The following is a 22,523-nucleotide window of genomic DNA, read 5'->3' as shown; positions in this document are numbered from 1 at the left end:
AGGAGCCGGGCTTGCCCGCGAAGAGGCCCGAACGGCCCACACAAGGACTCAGATGGCAATCGCGCTACTGGACCAGTTCGGGTGCACGATCCCCGGCAAGGTGAACGGAATCGGAATCCCGCGTTTCTTGAACTTCAGCGGCAGCCAGCGCACCCGGTCCGGGCTGTGGGGGGCGATCAGCAGGTCGCGGCTGGTCGCCATCGCCGCCGTCATCTGCTGCGGATAGAGCACATAGTGATAGCCCTCGTCCGCCCACAACGGCAGGATGATCGGGATCTCTTCGAGGATGTATTCGCGGCACTGGGCCGCGGCCTTTTCGATGTCGGCGTGTTCGTCACGCAAACGCAATCGCTCGGTGAACACCCCGATGGTTTCCTCGATGGCCGAGCGCAGTTCCTCGCGAGTCCGGTAGACCTCGTTCAGTTGCTGGCGCAGTTCGGCATAACGGTCGCTGGCCAGCTCCTGGTTCCAGCGCGTGACGTGATAAGGCACCCGCAGCCCGTCGAGAATGCCCTGGTTGCGTGCCAGCCAGGCATCACCGTCGCGGATCGACGCCGACAGCGCCTCGCCCGGCGACTTGCCGTGCTTGTTGTGGCGTTGCAGGGTATCGGCCACCACCACTTTCACGTGGCTGAAGCCGGACTGGTTGATCAGGTGGATGGTCGAACGCAGCTTCTGGTCCTCGTGGTATTCCTGGCCGACGCTGACGGCCAGCACCACACGCTTGCCGTCGAACTCGTGTTCTTCGCCGCCCTTGTTGAAATACGCCTTGAGGTTGATTTCTTGCACAGTGCTCATGGGATTAGCTCCAGTAGGCCAAAGGCTGGTGTTCGCCGTAGTAACCGATAAAGACGCCGAGGGTGACACGGGTGCTGGTGGCCGACGGGCGCACCGCATGGATCAGTCGCGGATTGAGCAGGATCAGGTCGCCCGGCTCGGGCTTGACCACGAAGTCCGGTGGCGGCAGCAGATGGCGTTCGATGCCATAGGCGCGCTCGCCACGCAGGCGCTTGTACTCCTCCTCGTCGGGCTCGATCCCCCAGATCTCCAGCTCGCCGCCGTCCTCGGGGATCTGCAGGTAGATGTTGGTGGACAGTTGGCTCAACAACTGCCGGCCATGGCCCGGCGGCGTATTGCGCTCCAGATCGTCGGTATGCGGCGTGAGGTCGACACCCGAGCCCTGAAACCGGGCGATGCCGACGAAGCACTTCTGCCCTTCCACCTGCAGCAGGTGCGCCCCGCTGGGCCAGACTTCGTCCAGCAGCAGGCGCAGCTCGTCGATCGGCGAGGCCAGCGGCCGGAACAGCTCGCGGATCTTGCGGATATTGGGCAGTGCCAACGCGTGGTACTCGGCCCGACTCTGTTCGTCGTCGATTTCGATGTAGGCCTTGCCGACCCGGACGAACTCGTTCTGCCCGCTGAAGGCACTCTTGAGCCCGGCGAGCTTTTCCCTGGCCAGTTGCAGGGTGTCCGGCGGGCAGAAGCCCTTGAGCTGGACCCCGTAGGACCGTTTCTCCACGACATCGAGGATATGTCGTGCCTCAAGCTGTTCGGCAGTGGTCACGGTAAACATGAAACCCCCTTCAATTCCCTGAAAGTGATGGACTGGGTACGGACGTGTTGAAGCGTTGATCGAAATGCTGGTCGGCCTTGAACGCGGCCTGGATGACGCCCTCCTCCCGATACAGGTCGGCGGTGTGTTGCACGTCGTCGATCACCGTCGGCCCAACGTCGATGCGATGGGCCTGGGCGAAGCGATTGGAACGTTCGTGGATTTCCAGCGGCAGGCCGCTATAGCCGGCCTGGATCGCGGAAAAGGCCGACTGGTGGGCATTGGCCCAGTCGTAGGCACGGGCCAGGCGGCGCAGGAAATCGTCGATCTGCGCCGGCTTGTCGCGGATCGCCGCGTCGTTGGCGACCAGCAGCATGTGCCCGGCGAACAGCCCGGCACCGCTGACCAGCACCCGCGTGCCGCCTTCGAGTTGGACCATGCTGGTGTAGGGGTCCCAGGCCGACCAGGCATCGGCCTGGCCGTTGGCGAGCAGGGTCCGCGACTCGCCGGGGGCGAGAAAGATGAACTGTGCATCGCCGCCGTGCAGCCCCGCCGAACGCAGCGCCGCCAGGGCCAGGAAATGGCCGATAGAACCGCGGGTGGTGGTGATGCGGCGGCCCTTGAGATCGGCGGCGTCCTTGAGCGGCGAGTCGTCCTTGACCACGATGGCCACGGCGGTCGGGGTGACGTTGACCTTGATCACCCCGACGGTTTTCAGCGGCGCCCCGGTCGCAGCGGCGAACGCGAACGGCGCATCGCCCAGGCTGCCGATATCCACCGCCCCGGTCGCCAGGGCTTCGGCCGTGGGCGCAGCGGCGGCGAACGAGGCGAACTCGATCGGGTACGGCAGGTTGTCCAGTTCACCGGCTGCCTGCAGGAGGATCTTCAGCGACTGCTTCTGGCTGGAGACCCGCAGTGGCTCGGTGGCCTGGACGCCGGTGCAGAGCAGCAGCGCTGCCAGCAGTCCGGCACCCAGAGTGTTCGCACGCAGGTTCATGCTCAGAACGCCAGGCTGATGCGGCTGTAGTAATACCCGCCACCCAACCCGTACGGCGAGAACATGCCGTACTCATAGGTGCCGGCCCAGGCCTTGAGGCCGATCTTGTCCGGGTACACGTCGAACAGGTTGTTCGCGCCCACCGCCACGGTCAGGCTCTGGTTGACGTCATAGGCCACGTCCAGGTCGGTGATCCACTTGGCGCTGTAGGTGCGGTCGTCCCGCGGATTGTTGGCGCCCTCGGTGTACTCGCCGAAGCGGGTCAGTTGCAGGTTGGTGGTCCAGTTGCCGAGCTTGTAGTTGCCGGACAGGATCCACTTGTCCTTGGGGGTCGCCTTGGTCAGGTCAGTCTGTTGCTGGCGGTCGAACAGCACGTACTGCGAGCCCAGGCTGGCCAGGGCCGCCGGGGTGTCGGCGAGGCTGCGGATGGTGGTCTTGTTGCGGTTGTAGGCCACACTCCATTTCGCCGCACCGTACTCGCCGAAGGACTGGCTGTAGTCCGCCACCAGGTCGACGCCCTTGGTCCGGGTATCGGCGGCGTTGGCGTAGTACTGCCCGGCCAGGTTCGGCGACAGGCCGTTGTTGACCAGGATCTGCGAGACCGCCGTGCCACTGAGGATGCCGGTCTGCAGGATCCGCTTGTCGATGTCGATCAGGTAGAAGTCCGCCGTCAGCCGCAGGCGTTCCGCCGGCTCGGCGGTGAGGCCGATGCTGTAGTTGCGCGAGGTTTCCGGCTCCAGGTCCTTGGCCCCCAGCGCGCGGCCTTCGGGCGAATCCGGACGCATCTGCTTGGTGCGCACGTTGGTAGTGCTGCCGCTGGTGAACTGGGTCACGGTGCTGGTGGTGGAAAACACGCTCTGGGCCAGCGACGGTGCCCGGAAGCCGTTGCTGACCGCCGCCCGTACGGCATAGCCGGGCAGGAACTCGTAGCGGGTGGTGAGCTTGCCGCTGGCAGTCTCACCGACCCCCAGGTTGTATTTTTCGTAGCGCGCCGCCGCGCCCACATACCACTTGGGCGTGATGTTCAGGCCCAGGTCGATATAGGCCGCGTCGCTGTGGCGCTTGAGCGAATAGGCATCTTCCGGCGTAGTGCCGTTGACCGAGAACAGCCCCGGATCCGGCACCCGCCCGGCAAACGGCCCGGTGGTCGGTACGTAGCTGCCAAAGTTGTAGGAGTTCGGCTCGCCTTCCTCCAGGGCATATTTTTCCCAGCGGTGCTCGATGCCGAACGAGGTTTCCAGCGGGCTGCTCCAGCCGATGTCCAGTGCCCGGCTGAAATCCAGGTTGGTGGTCCACTGGTCGAAGATCAGGTTGCCCAGGTGGAAGTCATGCTGGCCGTAGGGGCCGTTGGAGATGTTCAGGTTGTTGGCGGTATCGAGTACCGCGCGGTCTTTGCCGTAGGTGCTGCTCAGGTCCCAGTCCCAGTCGCCCACCAGGCCCTTGGCGCCGCCGGCGATCTGGAAGTCGACCTCGTGGATCTCGCGCCGGGCCTGGCCGCCGTTGGGATACGGTGCATCGGGGATGCCGGCCAGGCTGGTGATATCCGTCGGGCGGCGGTGGCCCAGGTCCTTGTTACTGTTGCGGTAGCTGAGGGTGGAGAACGAGTACAGCTTGAGTTCGTCCTGCAGCGGCAGCTCCAGGTTGTAGGCCACGCTGCTGGTACGGTCGCGGCCCAGGCCGTATTCGCCACCCCAGCCATGCCGGTTGCTCTCGCGTGGGTCGGGCGAACCGTCGGCCTGGTTGAAGTACAACTGGCCACTAGCGGCGGCGGCGCGCTCGTAGGGTTCCTGGAGCTTGCCGTCGAAGGACAGGTTGAAGAAGCCGCCGTTTTCCCCCAGCGCCGAACCCCAGTTGATCGCCTCATGCCCGGTGGCGCCGTCGCCGTCGTAGTACTGGCCGACGGTAGTGTCGGACGTCAGCCCATCGGCATTGCGCTTGAGAATGATGTTGATCACCCCGGCGATCGCGTCCGAACCGTATTGCGCGGCCGCGCCATCGCGCAGCACCTCGATGCGCTCGATGGCGGCGGTGGGGATCAGGTCGAGGTCGACCGGCACCGAGGCGTTGCCGACCCGCGCGCCGTTGTTGATCAGCGCTGAGTTGTGGCGGCGCTTGCCGTTGACCAGGATCAGCACCTGGTCGCCGCCCAGGCCACGCATGCTCACCCCGCGAACCAGAAAGGCGGTACCGCCGCCGTTGATGGTCGGCACGTTGAACGATGGCAACAGGCGCCCGAGCATTTCCTTCAGGCCGTTCTGGCCGATGGTGCGCAGTTGCTCGCCGCTGATCACGTCGATCGGTGCCGGGCTGTCGGTGACCGTGCGTTGCTGACTGCCACGCACGCCGGTGACGACCACGGTATCGAGGGTAGGGTCGGCGGCGAACAGCGCCTGGGAAGTCGCCAGGCTGAGTACCGCGGCGCTGAACGGCGCGGTAAAACGGGTGTTGCCAAAAGAGGTGGAAGCCATGACTCGAATATCCTTCCTGTGGATCGGCTCAACGCGCCTTGGCGGCAACGGTTTCAACTTCGATCAGCGCGCCGGGCAGCACCAGGCCGGCCACCTGCACCGTGGTGCGGGCCGGCTTCAGCGGTTGCTTGTCGGTGCCGAAGAATTCGCGGAAGGCGGTTTGCAGGCCGTCGAAATCCAGCTTGCCGCCCAGTGCAGGGTCGCCCACCAGATAGATGCGCAGTTGCACCACGTCGCCCAGCCCCAGGCCTTGGCTGGCGAGGATCGTCTCGACCTTGTGCAGCACTGCGCGGGCCTGGGTCTCGGTATTGCCGGCGGTATGGATCTGGTCCTTGGCGGCCTTGGGATCGACCGGATCGGGCAGCAGGCCGGAGAGGTAGGTGACCTCGGCATTACCCGACAGGGTCACCGATTGCAGGATCGGCGAATTCGGATAGGTGGACGGTACCCGGTGGATCGAGGCGGCCTGCGAGTTGCTCGCGGCGAACAGGATCCCCAACCCCAGCAAGGCTTTCTTGAATGACATAAGGACACTCCAAGGTATTGTTTTATGCCGGCCTCGGAGGTCCGCTACCCGGCAAATCGGTGTGGCTGTTTTAGTGAGAGCGCGGCTTTTTCAGGCCGTTTGCTTGATGGGCGAGCCTTGTGCCCGCTCGAATAGATGACGGACCACCCGGCGGGCCGCGCCCGCGGCGGCTTCCTGCCAGATCCCGACGCCACTGTGGGCCAGGCCATCGCTGGTCAGGTAAACCCGGCCCTGGGCCTGGTTGAGCAGGCTGTAGTCCGGGTCGGCGACTTCGTGGTTGATCCACGGACCAAGGTTGTAGGGAATCCGGGCCCAGGCGATCGCCAGCGGCTTGCGCAGTTCCTGGCCGTGGCCGGGGTGCAGCAGTTCCACGGCCTGGCGCGACAGCTCGATCTGCTCGGCCAGGCTCTTCTCGCCGAACCGGCGGGCGGTTTCGCCATTGTTGTAGGCCGCAACCAGCACGCCCTCGGCCTGGTTGAAACCGCCGCTGGGGTACCACAGGCCGGAAGACTCCTGATTGATGAAGGAAAGCCCACCGTAGATCTGGTAGTCGCGCTCCCAGAAACGCCGGGACTGCCAGGCGACCTTGTTGGCGTAGCCGAATTGCACCGCGCCGATCGCCTGCTGGACCGGCTTGGCCAGGTTGTTCTCGACCTTGGCCAGCAACGGCAGCGGCAGGCTGCTGATCACGTAGTCGGCTTTCAACGCGTGCTTGCGCCCACTGAGGCGATCGCGGTAACCGACCTCGACGAAATCCGCCTGGTTGTCGATCGACAGTACCTCGCTGCCCAATCGCAAGTGCGCCTTCAGGTGGCGTTCGAAGGCCTTGGCGATCCGATCCATGCCGCCCACCGGCTGGAACATGGTCGGAGAGAATTCCGGGTATTCGTCGATCATCAGCGCCGTGGTCAGCGCCGGGTTGAGCAGGGTCTGCAGCGGCAGCGGGTCGCGCTTCTGCGCCAATTGATCACCCGCTCCCGGCCAGACCTTGTAGCCGGAGCGCGCCGAGCCGAGGTATTCAAGCTTGTCGGAAAGGTCGCCCCAGGTTTTCAGGAAGCTCAACAGGTTCTCACGGTCGGCGGGGCTCAGTTCCTGGTCCAGTGCGTGACGATTGACTGCCTTGGCCAGCAGCTCGGAGAAATGCCCGCGGCTGTCGTTGACGGCCTGGCGGATCTGGAGGGTCGGCGCGTTGAGGTCGGGACGCACAAGGGCATTGCGGCTGGTGTTGACCAGCACTTCCAGCTCCACCCCGAGTTCGCGGCAATAGCCGAGCATCAGTTGATGGTGGCTCGGCAGACGGCCGGGGCCGGCATTGAGGTAGAAGCCCTGGTCGAAGTCGGCAACCTGCACGCTGCCATCTGTGTATTCGACCCGGTCACCCTGGCGCACGGTCCAGTTGCGGCCACCGACGCGGTCACGGGCTTCGAGCAGGGTCACCTTGAAACCGGCCTTGTTCAGCTCGTAGGCACTGACCAGGCCACCGATGCCGGCACCAATCACGATCACACTGGCGCCCCGGCCGACAGAGGCCGTCGGCAAGGCGGCGTAGTTCTCTTCGCCGGCCACGGCCTGGCGGTTCACCCCGAGCAGGCCCATCACCGCCGTTGCCGCCTGCAGGCCGCCAACGGCGGCGACACGGGCGATCAGTTGTCTTCTGGTCAACGGCATGCAAGCGCTCCCTGCCTGTGTAGTGGATAGTTCATTCCGTTATAGCCCGCCGAAACATTCAGTTACTTCGGTCTATGGAAGCCATCCTAAGGAGCGCAACTTAATAAGAGAAATACATTTTAGGCATATGCAAATATTACTTTGTTTCATATTTTATGACGCGAATATTGCGAGAAATGCATACAGCCATGACGGGGGCTATTGAGAAGAACAGGCGCTTGAACGACCTTCATGGCGAACGGAAATTTTGTTGCGAACGGTTTCCTGTGGCGAGCGGGCTTGCCCGCGCTGGGCTGCAAGGCAGCCCCAAAACCTGAGACCTCGTACTTTACAGACGCCCCGCAGTGGCTGCCTTTGGGGCCGCTTCGCGCCCCAGCGCGGGCAAGCCCGCTCGCCACAACAAGCTCACCTGCCAAAAAATCTCACTCATCCCCAACCAGTCCGCCTGCCACAAAGGGTACCCTGGCTAGTGCTCTGCGCGTGCCTGGGCCTGGGCCAACACCCGCAACAGATTCCCACCCCAGATGTTCGCCAAATCCCGCTCCCCATAGCCCGCCGCCAGCAACCGCTCGGTGATCCTGGGCAACTGCGAGACATCCTCCAACCCCTGGACCCCACCGCCGCCATCCCAATCCGCGCCAATGCCGACATGCTCCGGCCCGACCACCTCCAGGATATGCAGCAGGTGCTTCATGTAGTCATCAAGGGTCGCCCGCGGTTCGGGAAATTGTGCCTCGACCTGGCGAATCCGCGCCGCCAGGTCCGCGACCTGTGCTGGCGTCATGCTCGCCGCCAGGCGGAACTCCTTGTACAGCGGCCCCAGCGCCTTGCCGCGCTCGGGATCGGGCCGCTGGTCGATCAGGTCGCTGGGAAAACTGTTCACCTGGACCACCCCGCCCCTGGCCGCCAACGCTTTCAAGCGTCGATCATCGAGGTTGCGCGGGTGCGCCGTAATCGCCCGGCTGGAGGAATGCGAGGCGATGATCGGCGCCGTGGACTGCGCCAGCACCTGGTCGAACACCTGGTCCGAGGCATGGGAAACATCCAGCAGGATGCCCAGCCGGTTGGCCTCGGCCACCAGCGCCCGGCCCTGGGGACTCAGGCCATGCCATTGCGGTAGCGCGGTGGCCGAATCGGCGAAATCGTTGTTCGCCGAATGCACCAGCCCGAGCATGCTCAGGCCCAGCCGTCGATAGGTCAGCAGGCGTCCGGGATCGGCGGCCAGCGGTTCGGCGTTTTCCATGCTGATAAACACCACCCGCTGCCGCCGGGCGATGATCGCCGGGACATCCTCGGCCTTGAACGCCAGGGCGAACTGCTGCGGATGGGCGGCGACCATGTCGCGAATCCGCGTGAGTACCGCCAGGCCGTGCTCGCTGGCGAGGGTCCGCCCCTCGGCGGTCAGCGGCCCCTGGGGGGTGAAGATGGCCCAGAAACCACCGTCCAGCCCGCCCTCCTCCATGCGCGGCAGGTCGACCTGGGACAGGTCGTCTTCGTAGCGGTGCCGTTGGCTGATGTCCCAGCCCGGTCGGGCCAGTTGCATCGGTGTGTCGAGGTGGCTGTCGAGAACGGTGAGGCGTTGGTGCAGGGTGTCGGCGGCCTGGGCTTGCGAGGCAAGCAGCAAGGCCACGGCAATGGCTTTCTTCAACATCGGGAGCGTCCGTGAATGCCAGGAAAAATGTGTCAGGCCGGGCCCCAGCTGAAACTGCGATCCCACAACCCCGTCACATCCAGCTTCTGCGGCAGCACCCCGGCTTCGAAGAACAGGTCGGCAACATCCTGCTGCGAACGCACTGCGGCATCGTCCACCGGCTGCAAGATCCGCGGCCCGCTCTGGGCCTTGTACTGCGCCAGGAACACCTCCCGAGGCATGCCGAGAATCTTCGAGCTCTTGGTTGCCCATTCCTCGGGATGTGCGGCAATCCACTGCCACGAACGGTACTCGCGCAGGATGTAGTCGGTGATCGCCGCATGCTTGAGCGGATCGGCGATGCTGTTCTGGTTGGCCGCAATCACGTAGTTGCCCGACAGGTAGCCCTGCCCGGTCTTCAGCACCCGCGCCCCGGCACGCAGCTCGGCCAGCTGGATGAAGTAGCCGAAGCTGACCCAGGCATCCACCGCGCCGTTCTGGAACGCGGCGAAACCATCCTGTGGCGTCAGGGCCATCGGCACGATGTCGTTGAACCCCAGCCCCTGCTCTTTCAGCGCCTTGAGCAGGAAGTAGTGGGAGCTGGTGGAGCGGATATAGGCGATGCGCTTGCCCTTGAGCTCGGCCACCGACTGCACCGGCGAGCCCTTGGGCACGATGAAGGCCTGGTTGTTGACGTCGCCGGTCAGCACGGCAATCAGCTTCACCGGGGCATGGTTCTTGATCCCGAAGATCGGCGGGATCTCGCTCATCGGCGAAATGTCCAGGGTGCCGCTGACCAGCGCCTCGAAACTCAGGTTGCCGCCGTTGAACTCGGCATACTTGACCTGGTACGGCGCCGGACCGATGCCGGCCTCGGCGAAGAATGAAGGCGCCGCGCCCTTGTAGGTCGCAACATTCAGGGTCACCCCGCTGAGGTCCTGGGCCAGGCCCAGGCTCGGCAATGCGGCACCAAGCCCGGCCAGGGCAGACAGCTGCAGAAAACGACGACGGTCCATCACGCTGACTCCTGTCACAGAAAGGCATCCGGTTCGTTGCGCAGAACCCGATCCCAGTAAGGTTGGAAACTGAACCAGCCACCGAACTCGGTGCCCACCTGGCGCGCGGTGTGGCGCGCCACTTCGGGCGGAATCGGTCGGGGTGAGCCGGCGGCTTCGGCCAACAGTTGGGTGTGGGCGGCGTTGTCCATGGCGATGAAGCGCCAGACCGCTGCCTCGACCGTCTCGCCCACGGTCAGCAGGCCATGGTTCTGCAGGATCAACGCCTTGTGCTGGCCGAGGGTACGGGCAATCCGCGAGCCTTCGCTGCTCTCCAGCACCACCCCGGAGAAGTTGTCGAACAGCGCATGTTTCTCATAGAAGGCGCAGGCGTCCTGGGTCAGCGGATCGAGCAGGCGCCCCAGGCTCGACCAGGCCTTGCCGTGCAGCGAGTGTGCATGGGCCGCCGCCGCCACATCCGGACGCGCCTCATGCAAGGCGGCATGGATGGCAAAGGCCGCCAGATTCAGCGCCCCTTCGCCCTCGACGATCTCGCCGTGGGGATTGACCAGCAGCAGGTCGGATACGCGGATATGGCCGAAGTACACCCCCACCGGGTTGACCCAGAAATGATCGTGGCGCTGTGGGTCACGCACGGTGATATGCCCGGCACCGCCCATGTCGAAACCGAGCCAGGCGAACACCCGGAACGCCGCCGCCAGGCTTTGCTTGCGGCGCAGGCGTTCCAGTTCGACGGTCGGTTGCTGGGGTGGATGTTCCCAGCGGAACACGGTGTGCCCGTCACGGGGCAGCCCGTAGGCGCTCGGTTGATGTCTCGGCGATTCAATAGCCACGTTCGGCCTCCACACGGTTTTCCAGGGGCAGGCCATTGGCCTCGCGTTCGATGTTGTCCAGCAACAAGTTGGCGAGGTTCAGATAGACCTGGGGTGAGTTGGCGCTGGTATGCGGCGATAGGCGGATGCGCGGATGCCGATAGAACGCGTGCCCTTCAGGCAGCGGCTCAGGGTCGCTGACATCCAGGCTGGCGAGCCCCAGTTGCCCTCGATCCAGCGCTTCCAGCAGAGCCTCCTGGTCGAGCAGGCCGCCTCGGGCGATATTGATCAGGTGCAGGCCCGGGCGCGCCGAGCCGAGTACGTCACGATCGATGACACGCAGGGTCAGCTCAGTGGCCGGCACCGCCAGCAACAGGTGGTCGGAACGGGCGAACAGTTCATGCAGGTCAGCCACCGACTGCACACCGGGCACCTCGAATGGCGCCGACGAACGCCTCAACGCCAGCACCTGCATGCCCAGGGCCAGCGCCTTGGGTGCCAGGGCCTGGGCGATGCTACCGAAGCCGAACAGCCCCAGGGTACTGCCCGCCACCGGCGCCAGCGGTCGTTGCCGCCAGTTCGCCGCGTCATCGATCCAGATTTCCGGCACCTGCTTGGCCGCCGCGAAGATCGCCGCCAGGGCGAACTCGGCGATGCTTTCGGCAGTGACGCCACGGGCGCTGGCCACCGGCAGGCTGTCGAACAGCCAGCGGGGAAAGTAATCCAGCCCGGAGGACACCAGTTGCACGAAGCGCAGCCCGAACGGCCAGCCTGTCGGTGCCTGGGCCGCGTCGCGAAATTCGGCATGGGGCGCCGCCAGCAGCACCCGCACATCCGCTGGCAGATCGCGAGGCAGGCCACGGGGCAATTCGAGGACCTCCAGGCCGAGGCTACGCAAACGGCCATTGAACGCTGCGTCCAGCTGGCTGGCGACGCGTACCCCGCTCACGCCTGTCCGCCCCGGTTGGGCAAGGCGAACGCCGCGCGGCCGACCGCCGCCAGAATCGCATCGTTCTGCGGTGTATGAATCCGGCTGCACAGCACGTCGCGGTAGTGCCGCTCGAGCGGATTGCCACGAGCCAGGCCCGGATTGCCGATGGCCTCGATGGCCAGTTCCACCGCGCTGATGGCATTGCCGGTCACCAGGTACTTGACCTGGGTCGCCTCGCTCGCGGCGATCCGCCCTTCGGCGGCGGCATCGAGCAGCACCCGGTTGGCCAGCAACAGCGCATCGATCTTGCCGATCAGTTCATGGAAACGTGGCAGGCTCGACAGCGGTGCGCCGAGGTTGGCCGGAGTCCGTTCACCCAGCCAGACCACCAGCCAGTCGCGGGCCGCCCGGGCCACGCCGTCATAGATCGACGACAGCAGTACCGCCAGCCAGAGCACGCCGCTGCTGTCCAGTTCGGACGGACGCGGGGTGCTGGCGGGCTGGATATCCACGGCGAACTCGCTGGCGACGAACACATTCTCGAACACCACGTCATGGCTGCCGGTGGCGCGCATGCCGAGGTGATCCCAGGTCTCCTCGATACGGATGCCCGGCGTATCGCGATGCACCAGCCAGGTGCCGACCCGTGGTTCGGGCTCGTCGCTGCGGGCCCACACCGACAACCAGGTCAGGCCGGGGATGCCGGTGGAGTAGATCTTGCGGCCATCGAGCCGCCAGCCGCCCTCGACCCGCCGGGCGATCGTGCCAGGCAGCCCGCCACGGGCCGGCGTGCCGAGATCCGGTTCGACCCGCAGGGCATTGATCAACGCACCCTGCTCCACCGCTTCACGGGCGACCCGCTGGCGCAGGTGCAGCGGCCAGGCCTGGTTGCCTTGCAGGCGGGTGTGTTGCAGGTACTGCATCACCAGCACCAGCGCCGTCGACGGCTCGCCCCGGGCTACCGCGCCGATGACCCGTCGGGCCTGGGCCAGGGTCGCCTCACTGCCACCCAACTGGCGCGGCACCGTCAACGCCAGCAGGCCATGCTCGTGCAGACGATGCAGGTTGGCGTGGGGGAACTCGCCATGCCGGTCGTAATAGCTGGCGGTGTCGGCAAACTCCTGGCTGAGTCGCTCGAGCAGGTCAGTGAAGGCCGGCGAATCGAGATCGGGCGTCTGTCCGGCATGGGTCGGGCGCGATTGCACGGTGGTTGGGCTCATCGATGGGCGATCCTGCTGAGAAAATGAAGGCGACCGTCGTCGACGGCGACCACGGGTTGTTCGACGCCGAGCAGTCCCAGCAGGCGCGCGCGCAGTTCCTGGAAGGTCGGGCTGGCCACTTGGCGCGGACGCGGCAGGCGGATGGAAATCTGTTCGGCGATACGGCCGTTGGCCAGGACCACCACGCGGTCGGCCAGCAAGACCGCCTCGTCGACATCGTGGGTCACCAGCAACACCGCCGGCTCGTGGGCTCGCCACAGGTCGATGATCAACTGGTGCATGCGAATCCGCGTCAGCGCATCGAGGGCGGCGAAGGGTTCGTCAAGTAACAGCAGTTTCGGCTCGCGGACCAGCGCCCGTGCCAACGCCACCCGTTGCGCTTCGCCACCGGACAGGGTGTGCGGCCAGGCGCCGACCCGATGCGCCAATCCAACTTCTGCCAGGGCAGCCAGGGCACGCGCCCTCGGCTCGGTACCCCGCAGGCCAAGGGCGACATTGCGCCAGGCGCGTTTCCACGGCATCAGCCGGGGCTCCTGAAACACCGCCGCCAGTGGCTGCGGCACCGTCAACAGGCCTTCGTCGATGCGATCCAGGCCGGCCAGGGCACGGAGCAAGGTGGTCTTGCCCGAGCCACTGCTGCCCAGCAATGCGACGAATTCGCCAGGGGCGATATCCAGGTCGAGGCTGTCGAGGACCGCCTGCCCGCCGAAACGGCGACTGACCTGACGGCACTCGACGGCCGGGCGCAGGGAACGGGAAAGAGGCAAGGTCATGGTCAGTTCCTGATGAAGGATGGGCGCCAGGCCAGGGACAGGCGCTCCAGCAACCGCACCAGGCCATCGATACCCAGGCCCAGCACGCTGTAGATCAGCAGGCAGATCACGATCACGTCGGTGCGCATGAAGTCCCTGGCATCGTTGACCAGGTAGCCGATACCGGCGCTGGCGTTGATCTGCTCGACCACCACCAGGCCCAGCCAACTCAGGCCGAAGGCGTAGCGCAGGCCGACGAAAAAGGACGGCAAGGCCCCCGGCAGGATCACGTGCCAGATCCGCTCGCTGCGGGACAGGCCGAGCAAAGTCGCCGCCTCGAGCAGCTTGGGGTCCAGGCCGCGGATGCCGGAGAACAACGTGAGATAGACGGGGAACGTGGTGCCCAGGGCGATCAGGGCGATTTTTGGGGTTTCGCCCACGCCAAACCAGAGAATGAACAGCGGCACGATGGCGAGAAATGGCAGGGTCCGCAGCATCTGCACCGGCGAATCGATCAGCAGCTCACCGCGCCGGGACAGCCCGGAAAGCAGGGCCAGGGTGGTGCCGATACTGACGCCGATGGCCAGCCCGCCCAGGGCCCGTTGCAGGGAAATCCACAGGTGACGCCCCAGCTCGCCGCTGCCGAGCATCTGCCACAGGGTGCCGCCGATGGTGCTGGGGGCGGCGATGATCCGGCTCGGCAACAGCCCGGTGCGCGACGCCAGTTCCCAGAGCAGCAGCAATACCAATGGGCTGACCAGGCGCAGCGCCGGTTCACGCCAGCCGGTCCAGCGGGCCAGCGCCCGCAGGCCGGATCGAGGGGAGACAAAGTCTTGCGCGGGCATGCTGACGTCCTGTTCTGTAGCGCGTGGTTCACCATGCTAACTACATAAAAAACGTCCGTGAAATTCGCTTTGGTTCTAATCTAATATACAAAAAATGCATTTATAAAAATGATAATTATGCAAATCATGGATTAACCAGAGAATGAAGACGGCTTTTGTGGCGAGCGGGCTTGCCCGCGCTGGGCTGTGAAACAGCCCTAAAAACAGCCACCGCAATATGCCTGAAGAAACGAGGTGCCAGGATTCAGGGCTGCCCTGCAGCCCAGCGCGGGCAAGCCCGCTCGCCACAAAAAGCCCGCTACACCCACCTCACTCAGCGGCCACCGCCAGACGCTGCGGGTTGCGAAGCAGCCCTAAAACACAGCCACCACGATGGGCCTGAAGAAACGAGGTGCCAGGATTCAGGGCTGCCCTGCAGCCCAGCGCGGGCAAGCCCGCTCGCCACAAAAAGCCCGCTACACCCAAACTCACTCAGGACTTGCCCACCCGCTGCGCAACCATCTCACCGAACGCACTCACCGGTTCCTGCAGGTTGCCGAGGAAACGCGGGTGGATCAGCCACAGGTCGATCACCGGCTTGAAGTCCGATACCGGCACGATCTCCAGCCGCTCGCGATGGCTGCTGTTCTCCAGCAACGGCGCCGGTACCAGGCCATACCCCAGGCCATTGGCGATCAACCCCAGTTGCAACTCGGTACCAAAGGTTTCCAGGTTGATCTGCAATGACAGCCCCTGGGCACTCAGAGCCCGCTGCAAGCCGGCGCGAAAGCCACAGCCATCGGGGTTGAGCACCCAGCCACGCTGGTAGATATCGGCCAGCTTGCACGAGCGTCGGGTCATCTCTCCCTTCGCCGCGACCACCACCAGGCTCATGCTGCCCAGGGAACGGCCGACCACCCCTTCCGGAAACACCTTGCCCGCCGGGAACAATGCCGCCACCACGTCCAGTTCGCCGTTCTCGACCTTGCCCAGCAGATGACTGCCCCAGCCGGTGGCGACCGAGGTCTGCAGTTGCGGATAAAGGCTCTTCAACTGGCTCAGGGCGTCGAGCAACACCACATCGCCGATGGTCTGTGGCACACCGATACGCAAGGCGCCGCTGGGCGCGCCGTCATTGGCCACCAGCTCACTCAGGCCATCGAGGGCCCGCAAGACTTCCAGGCACTGCCCATAGACCCGCAGGCCCATGCTGGTAGGCTTGAGCGGCTTGGTGTTGCGGTCGAGCAGTTCCACCCCCAGCGCTTCCTCGAAATTCTGCACGCGGCGGGTGATGGCCGGCTGGGTCAGTTGCAGCGAATCGGCGGCCTGGCTGATGGTCTGGCAACGGATCACCGCCACGAATGCATTGATATCATCTATCTTCATTCTTTATTCGCATAATAAATAAGTGGAAAAATGCCAGGAAAGAATAATACCTTTTAGCCCACTCGTGTAGTTCACGTCGTATCCGACTGTCCACGGAGGGACCCCGATGCCTCAAACCGCCCATCGAATCGCAACCCCGCAAGCCGCACCGAACCTTGGCCGACTACGCCAGTTCATCGATCAACTGGCCGCCCTGCTGGCCACCGAGCCCGGCGAAGAACAGGTGCTCGAAGACGCCGGCCGACTGCTGCAGCAACTGGTTGCCCATGATGACTGGCTGCCCGAGGCCTTCGCCCAACCCGACCCGCAGCGCTACCAGCAGTTCCTGCTGCACGCCGATTCACGCCAGCAGTTCTCCATCGTCAGTTTTGTCTGGGGGCCTGGCCAGAGCACGCCGGTTCATGATCATCGGGTCTGGGGCCTGATCGGCATGCTGCGCGGTGCCGAGTATTCCCAGGGCTTCGAACGTCGGGCCGACGGCAGCCTGCATGAGGCCGGCGAAGCGATCCGCCTCGATCCGGGCCAGGTCGAGGCCGTCTCGCCACGCATTGGCGATATCCACCGGGTGTCGAATGCATTCGACGACCAGGTCTCCATCAGCATCCACGTCTATGGCGGCAACATCGGTGCGGTGAAACGCGCGGTGTACGGCCAGGACGGCAGTGAAAAAGCGTTTATTTCCGGCTACTCCAACAGCCTGCTACCTAACCTCTGGGACCTGTCGAAGGAGCCCCTGCAATGACCGAAATCCGCACCCGCCGTTACCAGGATATCCGCCAGGCCCTGCTGGCCCGCGAGGAACTGGCCCTGCTCGATGTACGTGAAGAAGCCCCGTTCGCCGAAGCCCACCCACTGTTCGCGGCCAATATCCCACTGTCGAAACTGGAGCTGGAAGCCTATGCCCGGATTCCCCGGCGGGATACGCCGGTGACGCTGTATGACGATGGCGAGGGCCTGGCCACTCGGGCCGCCGAGGTGCTGCGCGGCCTGGGCTACAGCGATGTGGCCCTGCTCGAAGGTGGCCTGGCCGGTTGGCGAGAGGCCGGTGGCGAACTGTTCCAGGACGTCAACGTACCCAGCAAGTCCTTCGGCGAACTGGTGGAATCCGAGCGCCACACGCCATCGCTGGCCGCCGAGGAAGTCCAGGCGCTGCTGGATGCCGAGGCCGACCTGGTGATACTCGATGCCCGTCGTTTCGACGAATACCAGACCATGAGCATCCCCGGCGGCATCAGCGTGCCCGGTGCCGAGTTGGTGCTGAGGGTCGCCGAGCTGGCACCCGATCCGCATACCCGGGTCATCGTCAATTGCGCCGGGCGCACCCGCAGCATCATCGGCACCCAGTCGCTGGTCAACGCCGGCATTCCCAATCCGGTCGCGGCGCTGCGCAATGGCACCATTGGCTGGACCCTGGCCGGGCAGACCCTGGAACATGGACAGGCGCGACGCTTCGCCGAAACCGGAGCGGATAACCGACAGGCCGCGCAAAAGGCCGCCCGGGCCGTGGCCGACCGGGCTGATGTCGGCCGCGCGAGTCTCGCCGAACTGCGCCAATGGCAAGCCGAGAGCAGCCGCACCACCTACCTGTTCGACGTACGCACCCCGGAGGAATTCGACGCCGGTCACCTGCCCGGCGCCCGCTCCACGCCTGGCGGCCAACTGGTGCAGGAGACCGATCACTTCGCCAGTGTCCGTGGCGCCCGGCTGGTGCTGGTGGACGATGACGGCGTGCGGGCGAACATGAGCGCTTCGTGGCTGGCGCAGATGGGCTGGCAGGTGAAGGTGCTGGACGGCACCACCGCGAGCGACTTCAGCGAACAGGGGCCCTGGCAGGCTCCACTACCCTTGCGCCCCGCAGCCCAGGCCGTGGATGCCCCGACCCTGGCCGACTGGCTACGGGAACCGGGCACCCAGGTACTCGACTTCACCGCCAGCGCCAACCATGTGCAGCGGCACATTCCCGGTGCCTGGTGGACGTTGCGCAGCCAATTGAGCGAAGCCCTGGCCCGGATTCCCCAGGCGGAACGCTACGTACTGACCTGTGGCAGCAGCCTGCTGGCCAACTTCGCCATCGCCGAAGTCCAGGCGTTGACCGGCAAGCCGGTCTGGCTGCTGACCGGCGGGACAGCCGCCTGGGTCGCCGCCGGGCTGCCGGTGGAAGCCGGCGAGCAGCGCCTGGCCTCGCCACGCATTGACCGCTACCGCCGCCCCTACGAGGGCACCGACAACCCACGTGAAGCCATGCAGGGCTACCTGGATTGGGAATATGGGCTGGTGGCCCAGCTGGGCCGGGATGGTACCCATGGTTTCTTCGTGATCTGATTCCCGCATCCGCAGCGGGGCAAGGCGGATGGCGCTGTTCGCGGGCAAGCCCTGCTTCTAAAAGGTCCGCGTCGTATGCGAGTTCTGAGTACGACACAGATCCTGTAGGAGCAGGGCTTGCCCGCGAACGGCCCTCAAGACCGAAGAGCAGTTTTATTTCATACAAGACAAATAGCAATAATTCTCGATATCATTCACGACCCAGCCCCTGCCACCTGAAGTCGTGAAGGATCGCCATGCCTCGTCCCAAGCCCGACCCCCTGTCGGCTGAAGCCTTTCGCGGGTTCTATGCGGACATCCTGCATTTCCTGCGCAAACGTACGGACAACGCCAGCGACGCGGCGGACATGACCCAGGACGTCTTCACCCAATGGCTGGACTACGACCAGCAGGCCAAGGTCGAGCAGCCACGGGCCTTTCTGTTCCAGATGGCGCGCAACCTGCTGCGCGATCACTGGCGCAAGCAGAAGGTCAGGCAGGCGGTGCACAGCGAACAGGCCGACCCCGAGCAGGAAGCCGTGGCGGACGAGCACGCCGACCCGCTGGCCGCCGCCCAGCGCCTGCAACGCCTCGAACAATTGAAGGAGGTTCTCGCTGAACTCTCGCCTCGGCGCCGAGAAGCCCTTATGCTTGCCCGTTTCGAGGGCCTGAGCCAGGCCCGGATCGCTGAACGCATGGGGATTTCCGTCAGCATGGTGGAAAAACATATCGCCTTTGCCTTGCTGCACTGCAAACAGCGCCTGGACCACGGCAAGGAGCAGCCGGAATGACCCACACTACCGATATCGAGTTCGATGAAAACAGCATCGATGCCCAGGCCGCCAGTTGGTTTGCGCGCAATCGCAACGAGCCGGCCGGCGGCACCGACAAGGACTTCGAGCAATGGCGGGCGACACCGGCCCACGCCAAGGCCTACGCCGAGTTCGAGGCCTTGTGGGCCGATCTCGCCGAACTGCGCCAGTTGAACAAGCCGGTACCCCTGCCGGCACGACGCAGGAATCCCTGGCGCCCGGCCCTGGCAGCGGCTGCCGCCTTGGTCTGCGCGGTATTGACCACCCACCTGGGCGCGCCGAACAGCCCCTACCGAAATGAGGTCGCCGCGCGCGCCGAAGGCACCCGGACCCTGAAACTGCCGGATGGCAGCATCCTGTACGTCAACGCCAACACACGCGTACGCATCAACTTCCGCAGCCTGCAACGGGACATCTACCTGGACCAGGGCCAGCTTTACCTGGAGGTCGCCGCCGACAAGGAACGACCGCTCTGGGTGCACGCCGGCAACGCCCGGGTGCGCGTGGTAGGGACCGCGTTCGATGTGCGGCGCGGCCAGAAACAGCTGGTGGTCAGCGTCGCCCATGGCCTGGTGGCGTTCGAACCCGAGGGCGATCCGGGCACCGCGACCCTGCTCGAGGCCCACCAGCGCGGGACCTACGATTATGCCAAGGGCACCCTGCTGCAACAGACGGTGAGTGGCGAGGAGGTCGCCGACTGGCGCAGCGGCCACTTGTCCTTTCGCAATCGCGAACTGCTCAGCCTGATCGACGAATTGAACCTGTACCGCAGCAAGCCAGTGCAATTGGCCGATGGGCCATTGGCGCATTTCAAGGTTTCCGGCAGCCTCGACGCCAAGGATCCGGATGCACTGCTCAATGCCTTGCCGGCGCTGATACCGGTCAAGACCGTAGCGCTGGACGACGGCCAGGTACGGATCGAAAGCCGCAAATGAATACATATGCGAATATTTTTCATTCGCAGGTGAGGTTTTTTTTCACTGCCGCGTCTTCCTCCCCGATTGCGTTCTGAACGAACGCCTTTTTGGCCTTTGGCCACATCGGGGGATTCCATGTTTCGCGCTGCTCACGAACTGTTCCATCACTGTTCCCGTCCAACCCTGGTCGCCGCCTGCCTGGTGGCCAGCCTGCAAGTGCAGGCCGCCGAGAAGGTCGCCATGAGCCTGCCGGCACAGTCCCTGGCGACCTCCCTCAGCCAGGTGGCACAGAAGACCAAAATCCAGCTGTTGTTCGACGAGGACCAGTTGCACAACATCCAGGCCCGGGCACTGGAGGGCCAGTTCACCGCCCAGGAAGCCATCGGCCTGCTGCTCAAGGGCGGCAACTTCAAGCTGATCATGGTCGGCAACACCTTCGTGATCCGCAAGACCGACTCCGACCCGGCACCCGACAAGAGCGCCATCCAACTGGGCGCGGTGAGCATCCTCGGCGACGGCAAGGAAGTCGACTCCAGCAGCGTCGGCCGTTCGACCCTGACCAAGAACGATATCGAGCGCGCCCAACCGAGCAACATTCCCTCGCTGCTCGGCACCCTGCCCGGCATCAGCATGGGCGGCTCGATGAAGCCGGGTGGCCAGACCATCAACATCTGGGGCCTGGGCGACGCCGAGGACGTGCCACTGACCGTGGACGGCGCGACCAAGAGCAGCTTCGAACGCTACCAGCAGGGCACCATCTTCATCGAACCGGAGCTGATAAAGAGCATCGAGGTGGAAAAGGGCCCGCACTCGCCGGAAACCGGAAACGGTGGTTTCGGCGGCACGGTGCACATGGAAACCAAGGATGCTCCCGACCTTCTGGAAGAGGGCCGCAACAGCGGCGCCATGGTCAAGTATGGCTACGCCAGCAACAACCATGAACAGACCTACAGCGGCGCAGCCTATGGTCGTACCGACGATGGCAAGATCGATGGCCTGGTGTTCCTGACCAAGCGCGACGGCGGCGACATGAAACTGGCCGAGACCCCGCCTGACCCCAACCACCTGTACCCGGTCAATCCCAAGCGCATCCCCAATACAGCCCAGGACCTGGATGCGGTGCTGCTCAAGCTGAACCTGAACCTCACTGACGAGCAGAGTCTCAAGCTCTCTTACTCGCGCTCCAACAGCGAGCGCTGGACGCCCTTCTCGGCCCAGAGCTACCCGACTCCGCCGACTGCGTCCAACATCCGCCTATATGGTTACGAAGGCGCCTTGAAACGCCTGCTGGCCAATCGCGAAACCATCGACACCACCTGGTCGGGCAAGTACGAATACAAGCCACTGGACAACCCGCTGGTGGACCTGCAGATCAAGTACTCCGAGTCCAACACCGACCAGACCGACGAGCGTAGCGCCACCGCCTTCTTCAGCCTGGCCACTGGCGGGCGCAAGATGGACACCGACTACAAGGACCGCGAGCTGGAAATCAAGAACACCAGCCTGTTCGATACCGGTTCCCTGCAACACGCCCTGACGGTGGGCACGCAGATCCGCAAGCACGCCCGCGAAACCGAGATGTGGATGCCCGGCACCACCTACAACACCGCCCGCTACAACTACGGCCACTTCCAGCCGGCCTTCATGCCCCACGGCAAGGTCGACGCCAATGCGTTCTTCATCGAGGACGCCGTGACCCTGGGCGACTTCACCCTGACCCCGTCGCTGCGCTATGACCATGTACGCAACCGTGGCGAAGCCAACGACGCGCCGTACTACTCCAGTTCCGATCCGGCCATCGGCCACGACTACAGCGACCGCACCTACACCGGTTGGTCGCCGCGCCTGGCTGCGTTCTGGCGCGTGACGCCGACCCAGGGCCTGTACGCCAACTACAGCAAGACCTGGCGCGCACCGGTGATCGACGAGCAGTACGAAGTGCAAGGGCTGGGCAGCCGCACCGCGACCAGTGTCGACCTCGATCCCGAGCGCATTACCGCATTGCGTTTCGGCACCATCAGCAACTTCTCCAAGCTGCTAACCGACAACGACGACCTGATGATCCGTACCACCTTCCTGCGCAACCGGATCGAGGACGAGATCTTCAAGGCCACCGGCGTAGGTTGCGAAAACCAGACGATCGTCGGCGGGACCATCAGCACTTCCTGCCCAGCGGGCCCGATGTCCAACTACCGCAATGTCGGCGGCATGACCATCAAGGGCTTTGAGGTCGAGAGCTTCTACGATTCCAGCTACCTGTTCGGCCAGTTGTCGTACAGCTACCTGACCGGCAAGCGCGACAACCCGTACACCAACCCCTGGGGTTCGTCGGTCTGGGCACGGGACATTCCTCCGGCCAAATGGGTGGTGATGCTGGGCACCAAGATCCCCGCCATCGATACCCGCGTCGGCTGGCAGGGTGTCTATGTCCGCAAGACCGACCGCCTGCCCAGCGACAAGTACAACAGTGGCCCGGGCACCAGCGTTGGCGACGCCTTCTACGACCAGTACGCGAACGACAGCTATGTGGTGCAAAGCGTGTTCGCCCAGTGGAAACCGCAGCAGCGCTACCTGAAGGGCACGGAAGTCAACCTGACGGTGGATAACCTGATGAACCGCAACTACCGCCCGGAACTGAGCGGCGACCGCGCCTACAGCGTGGGACGCAACCTGAAGGTCAGCCTGACCCGCTACTTCTGACCGCCTTGTGG

At 64.7% G+C, this 22,523-nt stretch carries 19 protein-coding genes; 5 read left to right on the top strand and 14 right to left on the bottom strand.

Annotated features, from left to right (window positions below; genetic code table 11):
* Positions 1 to 48: 48 nt before the first annotated feature.
* The 14 genes from AC6I6U_RS11750 to AC6I6U_RS11685 form a co-directional block, all read right to left on the bottom strand.
* The gene (locus AC6I6U_RS11750; protein WP_497882108.1) at positions 49 to 798 is read right to left on the bottom strand and encodes a tRNA-dependent cyclodipeptide synthase; all 750 of its coding nucleotides are present in this window, start codon (positions 796 to 798) and stop codon (positions 49 to 51) included.
* Between the two features lie 4 nt (positions 799 to 802).
* On the bottom strand, positions 803 to 1,573 hold the full coding sequence (locus tag AC6I6U_RS11745; RefSeq protein WP_497882107.1) for a 2OG-Fe(II) oxygenase: 771 nt from the start codon (positions 1,571 to 1,573) through the stop codon (positions 803 to 805).
* Positions 1,574 to 1,583: 10 nt separating this feature from the next.
* Positions 1,584 to 2,549, bottom strand: coding sequence for an aliphatic sulfonate ABC transporter substrate-binding protein (locus tag AC6I6U_RS11740; RefSeq protein ID WP_497882106.1), 966 nt, complete (start codon positions 2,547 to 2,549; stop codon positions 1,584 to 1,586).
* A 2-nt stretch (positions 2,550 to 2,551) separates the two neighbouring features.
* Positions 2,552 to 5,017, bottom strand: a complete 2,466-nt coding sequence (locus AC6I6U_RS11735) for a TonB-dependent receptor plug domain-containing protein (RefSeq protein ID WP_497882105.1) — start codon at positions 5,015 to 5,017, stop codon at positions 2,552 to 2,554.
* Positions 5,018 to 5,045: 28 nt separating this feature from the next.
* Positions 5,046 to 5,543 (bottom strand): RidA family protein, encoded by a 498-nt coding sequence (locus AC6I6U_RS11730; RefSeq protein ID WP_497882104.1) that lies wholly within the window; start codon positions 5,541 to 5,543, stop codon positions 5,046 to 5,048.
* Between the two features lie 90 nt (positions 5,544 to 5,633).
* The gene (locus tag AC6I6U_RS11725) at positions 5,634 to 7,211 is read right to left on the bottom strand and encodes a flavin monoamine oxidase family protein (RefSeq protein ID WP_497882103.1); all 1,578 of its coding nucleotides are present in this window, start codon (positions 7,209 to 7,211) and stop codon (positions 5,634 to 5,636) included.
* A 466-nt stretch (positions 7,212 to 7,677) separates the two neighbouring features.
* On the bottom strand, positions 7,678 to 8,862 hold the full coding sequence (locus tag AC6I6U_RS11720; RefSeq protein WP_497882102.1) for a dipeptidase: 1,185 nt from the start codon (positions 8,860 to 8,862) through the stop codon (positions 7,678 to 7,680).
* A 32-nt stretch (positions 8,863 to 8,894) separates the two neighbouring features.
* Complete coding sequence (locus tag AC6I6U_RS11715) at positions 8,895 to 9,857, bottom strand: ABC transporter substrate-binding protein (RefSeq protein ID WP_497882101.1); 963 nt, start codon at positions 9,855 to 9,857, stop codon at positions 8,895 to 8,897.
* A 14-nt stretch (positions 9,858 to 9,871) separates the two neighbouring features.
* Complete coding sequence (locus AC6I6U_RS11710) at positions 9,872 to 10,690, bottom strand: class II aldolase/adducin family protein (protein WP_497882100.1); 819 nt, start codon at positions 10,688 to 10,690, stop codon at positions 9,872 to 9,874.
* On the bottom strand, positions 10,680 to 11,618 hold the full coding sequence (locus AC6I6U_RS11705) for an NAD(P)-dependent oxidoreductase (RefSeq protein ID WP_497882099.1): 939 nt from the start codon (positions 11,616 to 11,618) through the stop codon (positions 10,680 to 10,682). The genes AC6I6U_RS11710 and AC6I6U_RS11705 overlap by 11 nt, the downstream gene beginning before the upstream one ends.
* Positions 11,615 to 12,820, bottom strand: a complete 1,206-nt coding sequence (locus AC6I6U_RS11700; protein WP_497882098.1) for an acyl-CoA dehydrogenase family protein — start codon at positions 12,818 to 12,820, stop codon at positions 11,615 to 11,617. Before AC6I6U_RS11700 ends, AC6I6U_RS11705 begins: the two co-directional genes overlap by 4 nt.
* Positions 12,817 to 13,593: an ABC transporter ATP-binding protein gene (locus tag AC6I6U_RS11695; protein ID WP_497882097.1), complete on the bottom strand. Its 777-nt coding sequence runs from the start codon at positions 13,591 to 13,593 to the stop codon at positions 12,817 to 12,819. Before AC6I6U_RS11695 ends, AC6I6U_RS11700 begins: the two co-directional genes overlap by 4 nt.
* A gap of 2 nt (positions 13,594 to 13,595) precedes the next feature.
* Positions 13,596 to 14,417, bottom strand: a complete 822-nt coding sequence (locus AC6I6U_RS11690) for an ABC transporter permease (RefSeq protein ID WP_497882096.1) — start codon at positions 14,415 to 14,417, stop codon at positions 13,596 to 13,598.
* A gap of 471 nt (positions 14,418 to 14,888) precedes the next feature.
* Complete coding sequence (locus AC6I6U_RS11685; RefSeq protein ID WP_497882095.1) at positions 14,889 to 15,782, bottom strand: LysR family transcriptional regulator; 894 nt, start codon at positions 15,780 to 15,782, stop codon at positions 14,889 to 14,891.
* A 106-nt stretch (positions 15,783 to 15,888) separates the two neighbouring features.
* Here AC6I6U_RS11685 and AC6I6U_RS11680 point away from each other — a divergent pair, with 106 nt between their 5' ends.
* The 5 genes from AC6I6U_RS11680 to AC6I6U_RS11660 all read left to right on the top strand — a co-directional run bounded on the left by AC6I6U_RS11680 (position 15,889) and on the right by AC6I6U_RS11660 (position 22,512).
* Positions 15,889 to 16,524 carry a cysteine dioxygenase family protein gene (locus tag AC6I6U_RS11680; protein ID WP_497882094.1) on the top strand — a complete coding sequence of 212 codons (636 nt, stop codon included), beginning with the start codon at positions 15,889 to 15,891 and terminating at the stop codon, positions 16,522 to 16,524.
* On the top strand, positions 16,521 to 18,104 hold the full coding sequence (locus AC6I6U_RS11675) for a rhodanese-related sulfurtransferase (protein ID WP_497882093.1): 1,584 nt from the start codon (positions 16,521 to 16,523) through the stop codon (positions 18,102 to 18,104). Before AC6I6U_RS11680 ends, AC6I6U_RS11675 begins: the two co-directional genes overlap by 4 nt.
* A 236-nt stretch (positions 18,105 to 18,340) precedes the next feature.
* Positions 18,341 to 18,874 (top strand): RNA polymerase sigma factor, encoded by a 534-nt coding sequence (locus AC6I6U_RS11670; RefSeq protein WP_497882092.1) that lies wholly within the window; start codon positions 18,341 to 18,343, stop codon positions 18,872 to 18,874.
* Positions 18,871 to 19,830: a FecR family protein gene (locus AC6I6U_RS11665; protein ID WP_497882091.1), complete on the top strand. Its 960-nt coding sequence runs from the start codon at positions 18,871 to 18,873 to the stop codon at positions 19,828 to 19,830. The genes AC6I6U_RS11670 and AC6I6U_RS11665 overlap by 4 nt, the downstream gene beginning before the upstream one ends.
* 117 nt (positions 19,831 to 19,947) lie before the next feature.
* Positions 19,948 to 22,512 (top strand): TonB-dependent receptor, encoded by a 2,565-nt coding sequence (locus AC6I6U_RS11660; RefSeq protein ID WP_497882090.1) that lies wholly within the window; start codon positions 19,948 to 19,950, stop codon positions 22,510 to 22,512.
* Positions 22,513 to 22,523 lie beyond the last annotated feature (11 nt).

Source organism: Pseudomonas sp. UTLPPB19802, assembly GCF_059730225.1.
Note: the sequence above shows the minus strand (reverse complement) of the source record. Positions and strands in the feature narration are given on the sequence as shown.

Excerpts from the sequence above, each read along its gene's own strand:
- AC6I6U_RS11750 (WP_497882108.1), bottom strand. The coding sequence starts at position 798 with ATGAGCACTGTGCAAGAAATCAACCTCAAGGCGTATTTCAACAAGGGC.
- AC6I6U_RS11745 (WP_497882107.1), bottom strand. The coding sequence starts at position 1,573 with ATGTTTACCGTGACCACTGCCGAACAGCTTGAGGCACGACATATCCTC.
- AC6I6U_RS11740 (WP_497882106.1), bottom strand. The coding sequence starts at position 2,549 with ATGAACCTGCGTGCGAACACTCTGGGTGCCGGACTGCTGGCAGCGCTG.
- AC6I6U_RS11735 (WP_497882105.1), bottom strand. The coding sequence starts at position 5,017 with ATGGCTTCCACCTCTTTTGGCAACACCCGTTTTACCGCGCCGTTCAGC.
- AC6I6U_RS11730 (WP_497882104.1), bottom strand. The coding sequence starts at position 5,543 with ATGTCATTCAAGAAAGCCTTGCTGGGGTTGGGGATCCTGTTCGCCGCG.
- AC6I6U_RS11725 (WP_497882103.1), bottom strand. The coding sequence starts at position 7,211 with ATGCCGTTGACCAGAAGACAACTGATCGCCCGTGTCGCCGCCGTTGGC.
- AC6I6U_RS11720 (WP_497882102.1), bottom strand. The coding sequence starts at position 8,862 with ATGTTGAAGAAAGCCATTGCCGTGGCCTTGCTGCTTGCCTCGCAAGCC.
- AC6I6U_RS11715 (WP_497882101.1), bottom strand. The coding sequence starts at position 9,857 with ATGGACCGTCGTCGTTTTCTGCAGCTGTCTGCCCTGGCCGGGCTTGGT.
- AC6I6U_RS11700 (WP_497882098.1), bottom strand. The coding sequence starts at position 12,820 with ATGAGCCCAACCACCGTGCAATCGCGCCCGACCCATGCCGGACAGACG.
- AC6I6U_RS11695 (WP_497882097.1), bottom strand. The coding sequence starts at position 13,593 with ATGACCTTGCCTCTTTCCCGTTCCCTGCGCCCGGCCGTCGAGTGCCGT.
- AC6I6U_RS11690 (WP_497882096.1), bottom strand. The coding sequence starts at position 14,417 with ATGCCCGCGCAAGACTTTGTCTCCCCTCGATCCGGCCTGCGGGCGCTG.
- AC6I6U_RS11685 (WP_497882095.1), bottom strand. The coding sequence starts at position 15,782 with ATGAAGATAGATGATATCAATGCATTCGTGGCGGTGATCCGTTGCCAG.
- AC6I6U_RS11680 (WP_497882094.1), top strand. The coding sequence starts at position 15,889 with ATGCCTCAAACCGCCCATCGAATCGCAACCCCGCAAGCCGCACCGAAC.
- AC6I6U_RS11675 (WP_497882093.1), top strand. The coding sequence starts at position 16,521 with ATGACCGAAATCCGCACCCGCCGTTACCAGGATATCCGCCAGGCCCTG.
- AC6I6U_RS11670 (WP_497882092.1), top strand. The coding sequence starts at position 18,341 with ATGCCTCGTCCCAAGCCCGACCCCCTGTCGGCTGAAGCCTTTCGCGGG.
- AC6I6U_RS11665 (WP_497882091.1), top strand. The coding sequence starts at position 18,871 with ATGACCCACACTACCGATATCGAGTTCGATGAAAACAGCATCGATGCC.
- AC6I6U_RS11660 (WP_497882090.1), top strand. The coding sequence starts at position 19,948 with ATGTTTCGCGCTGCTCACGAACTGTTCCATCACTGTTCCCGTCCAACC.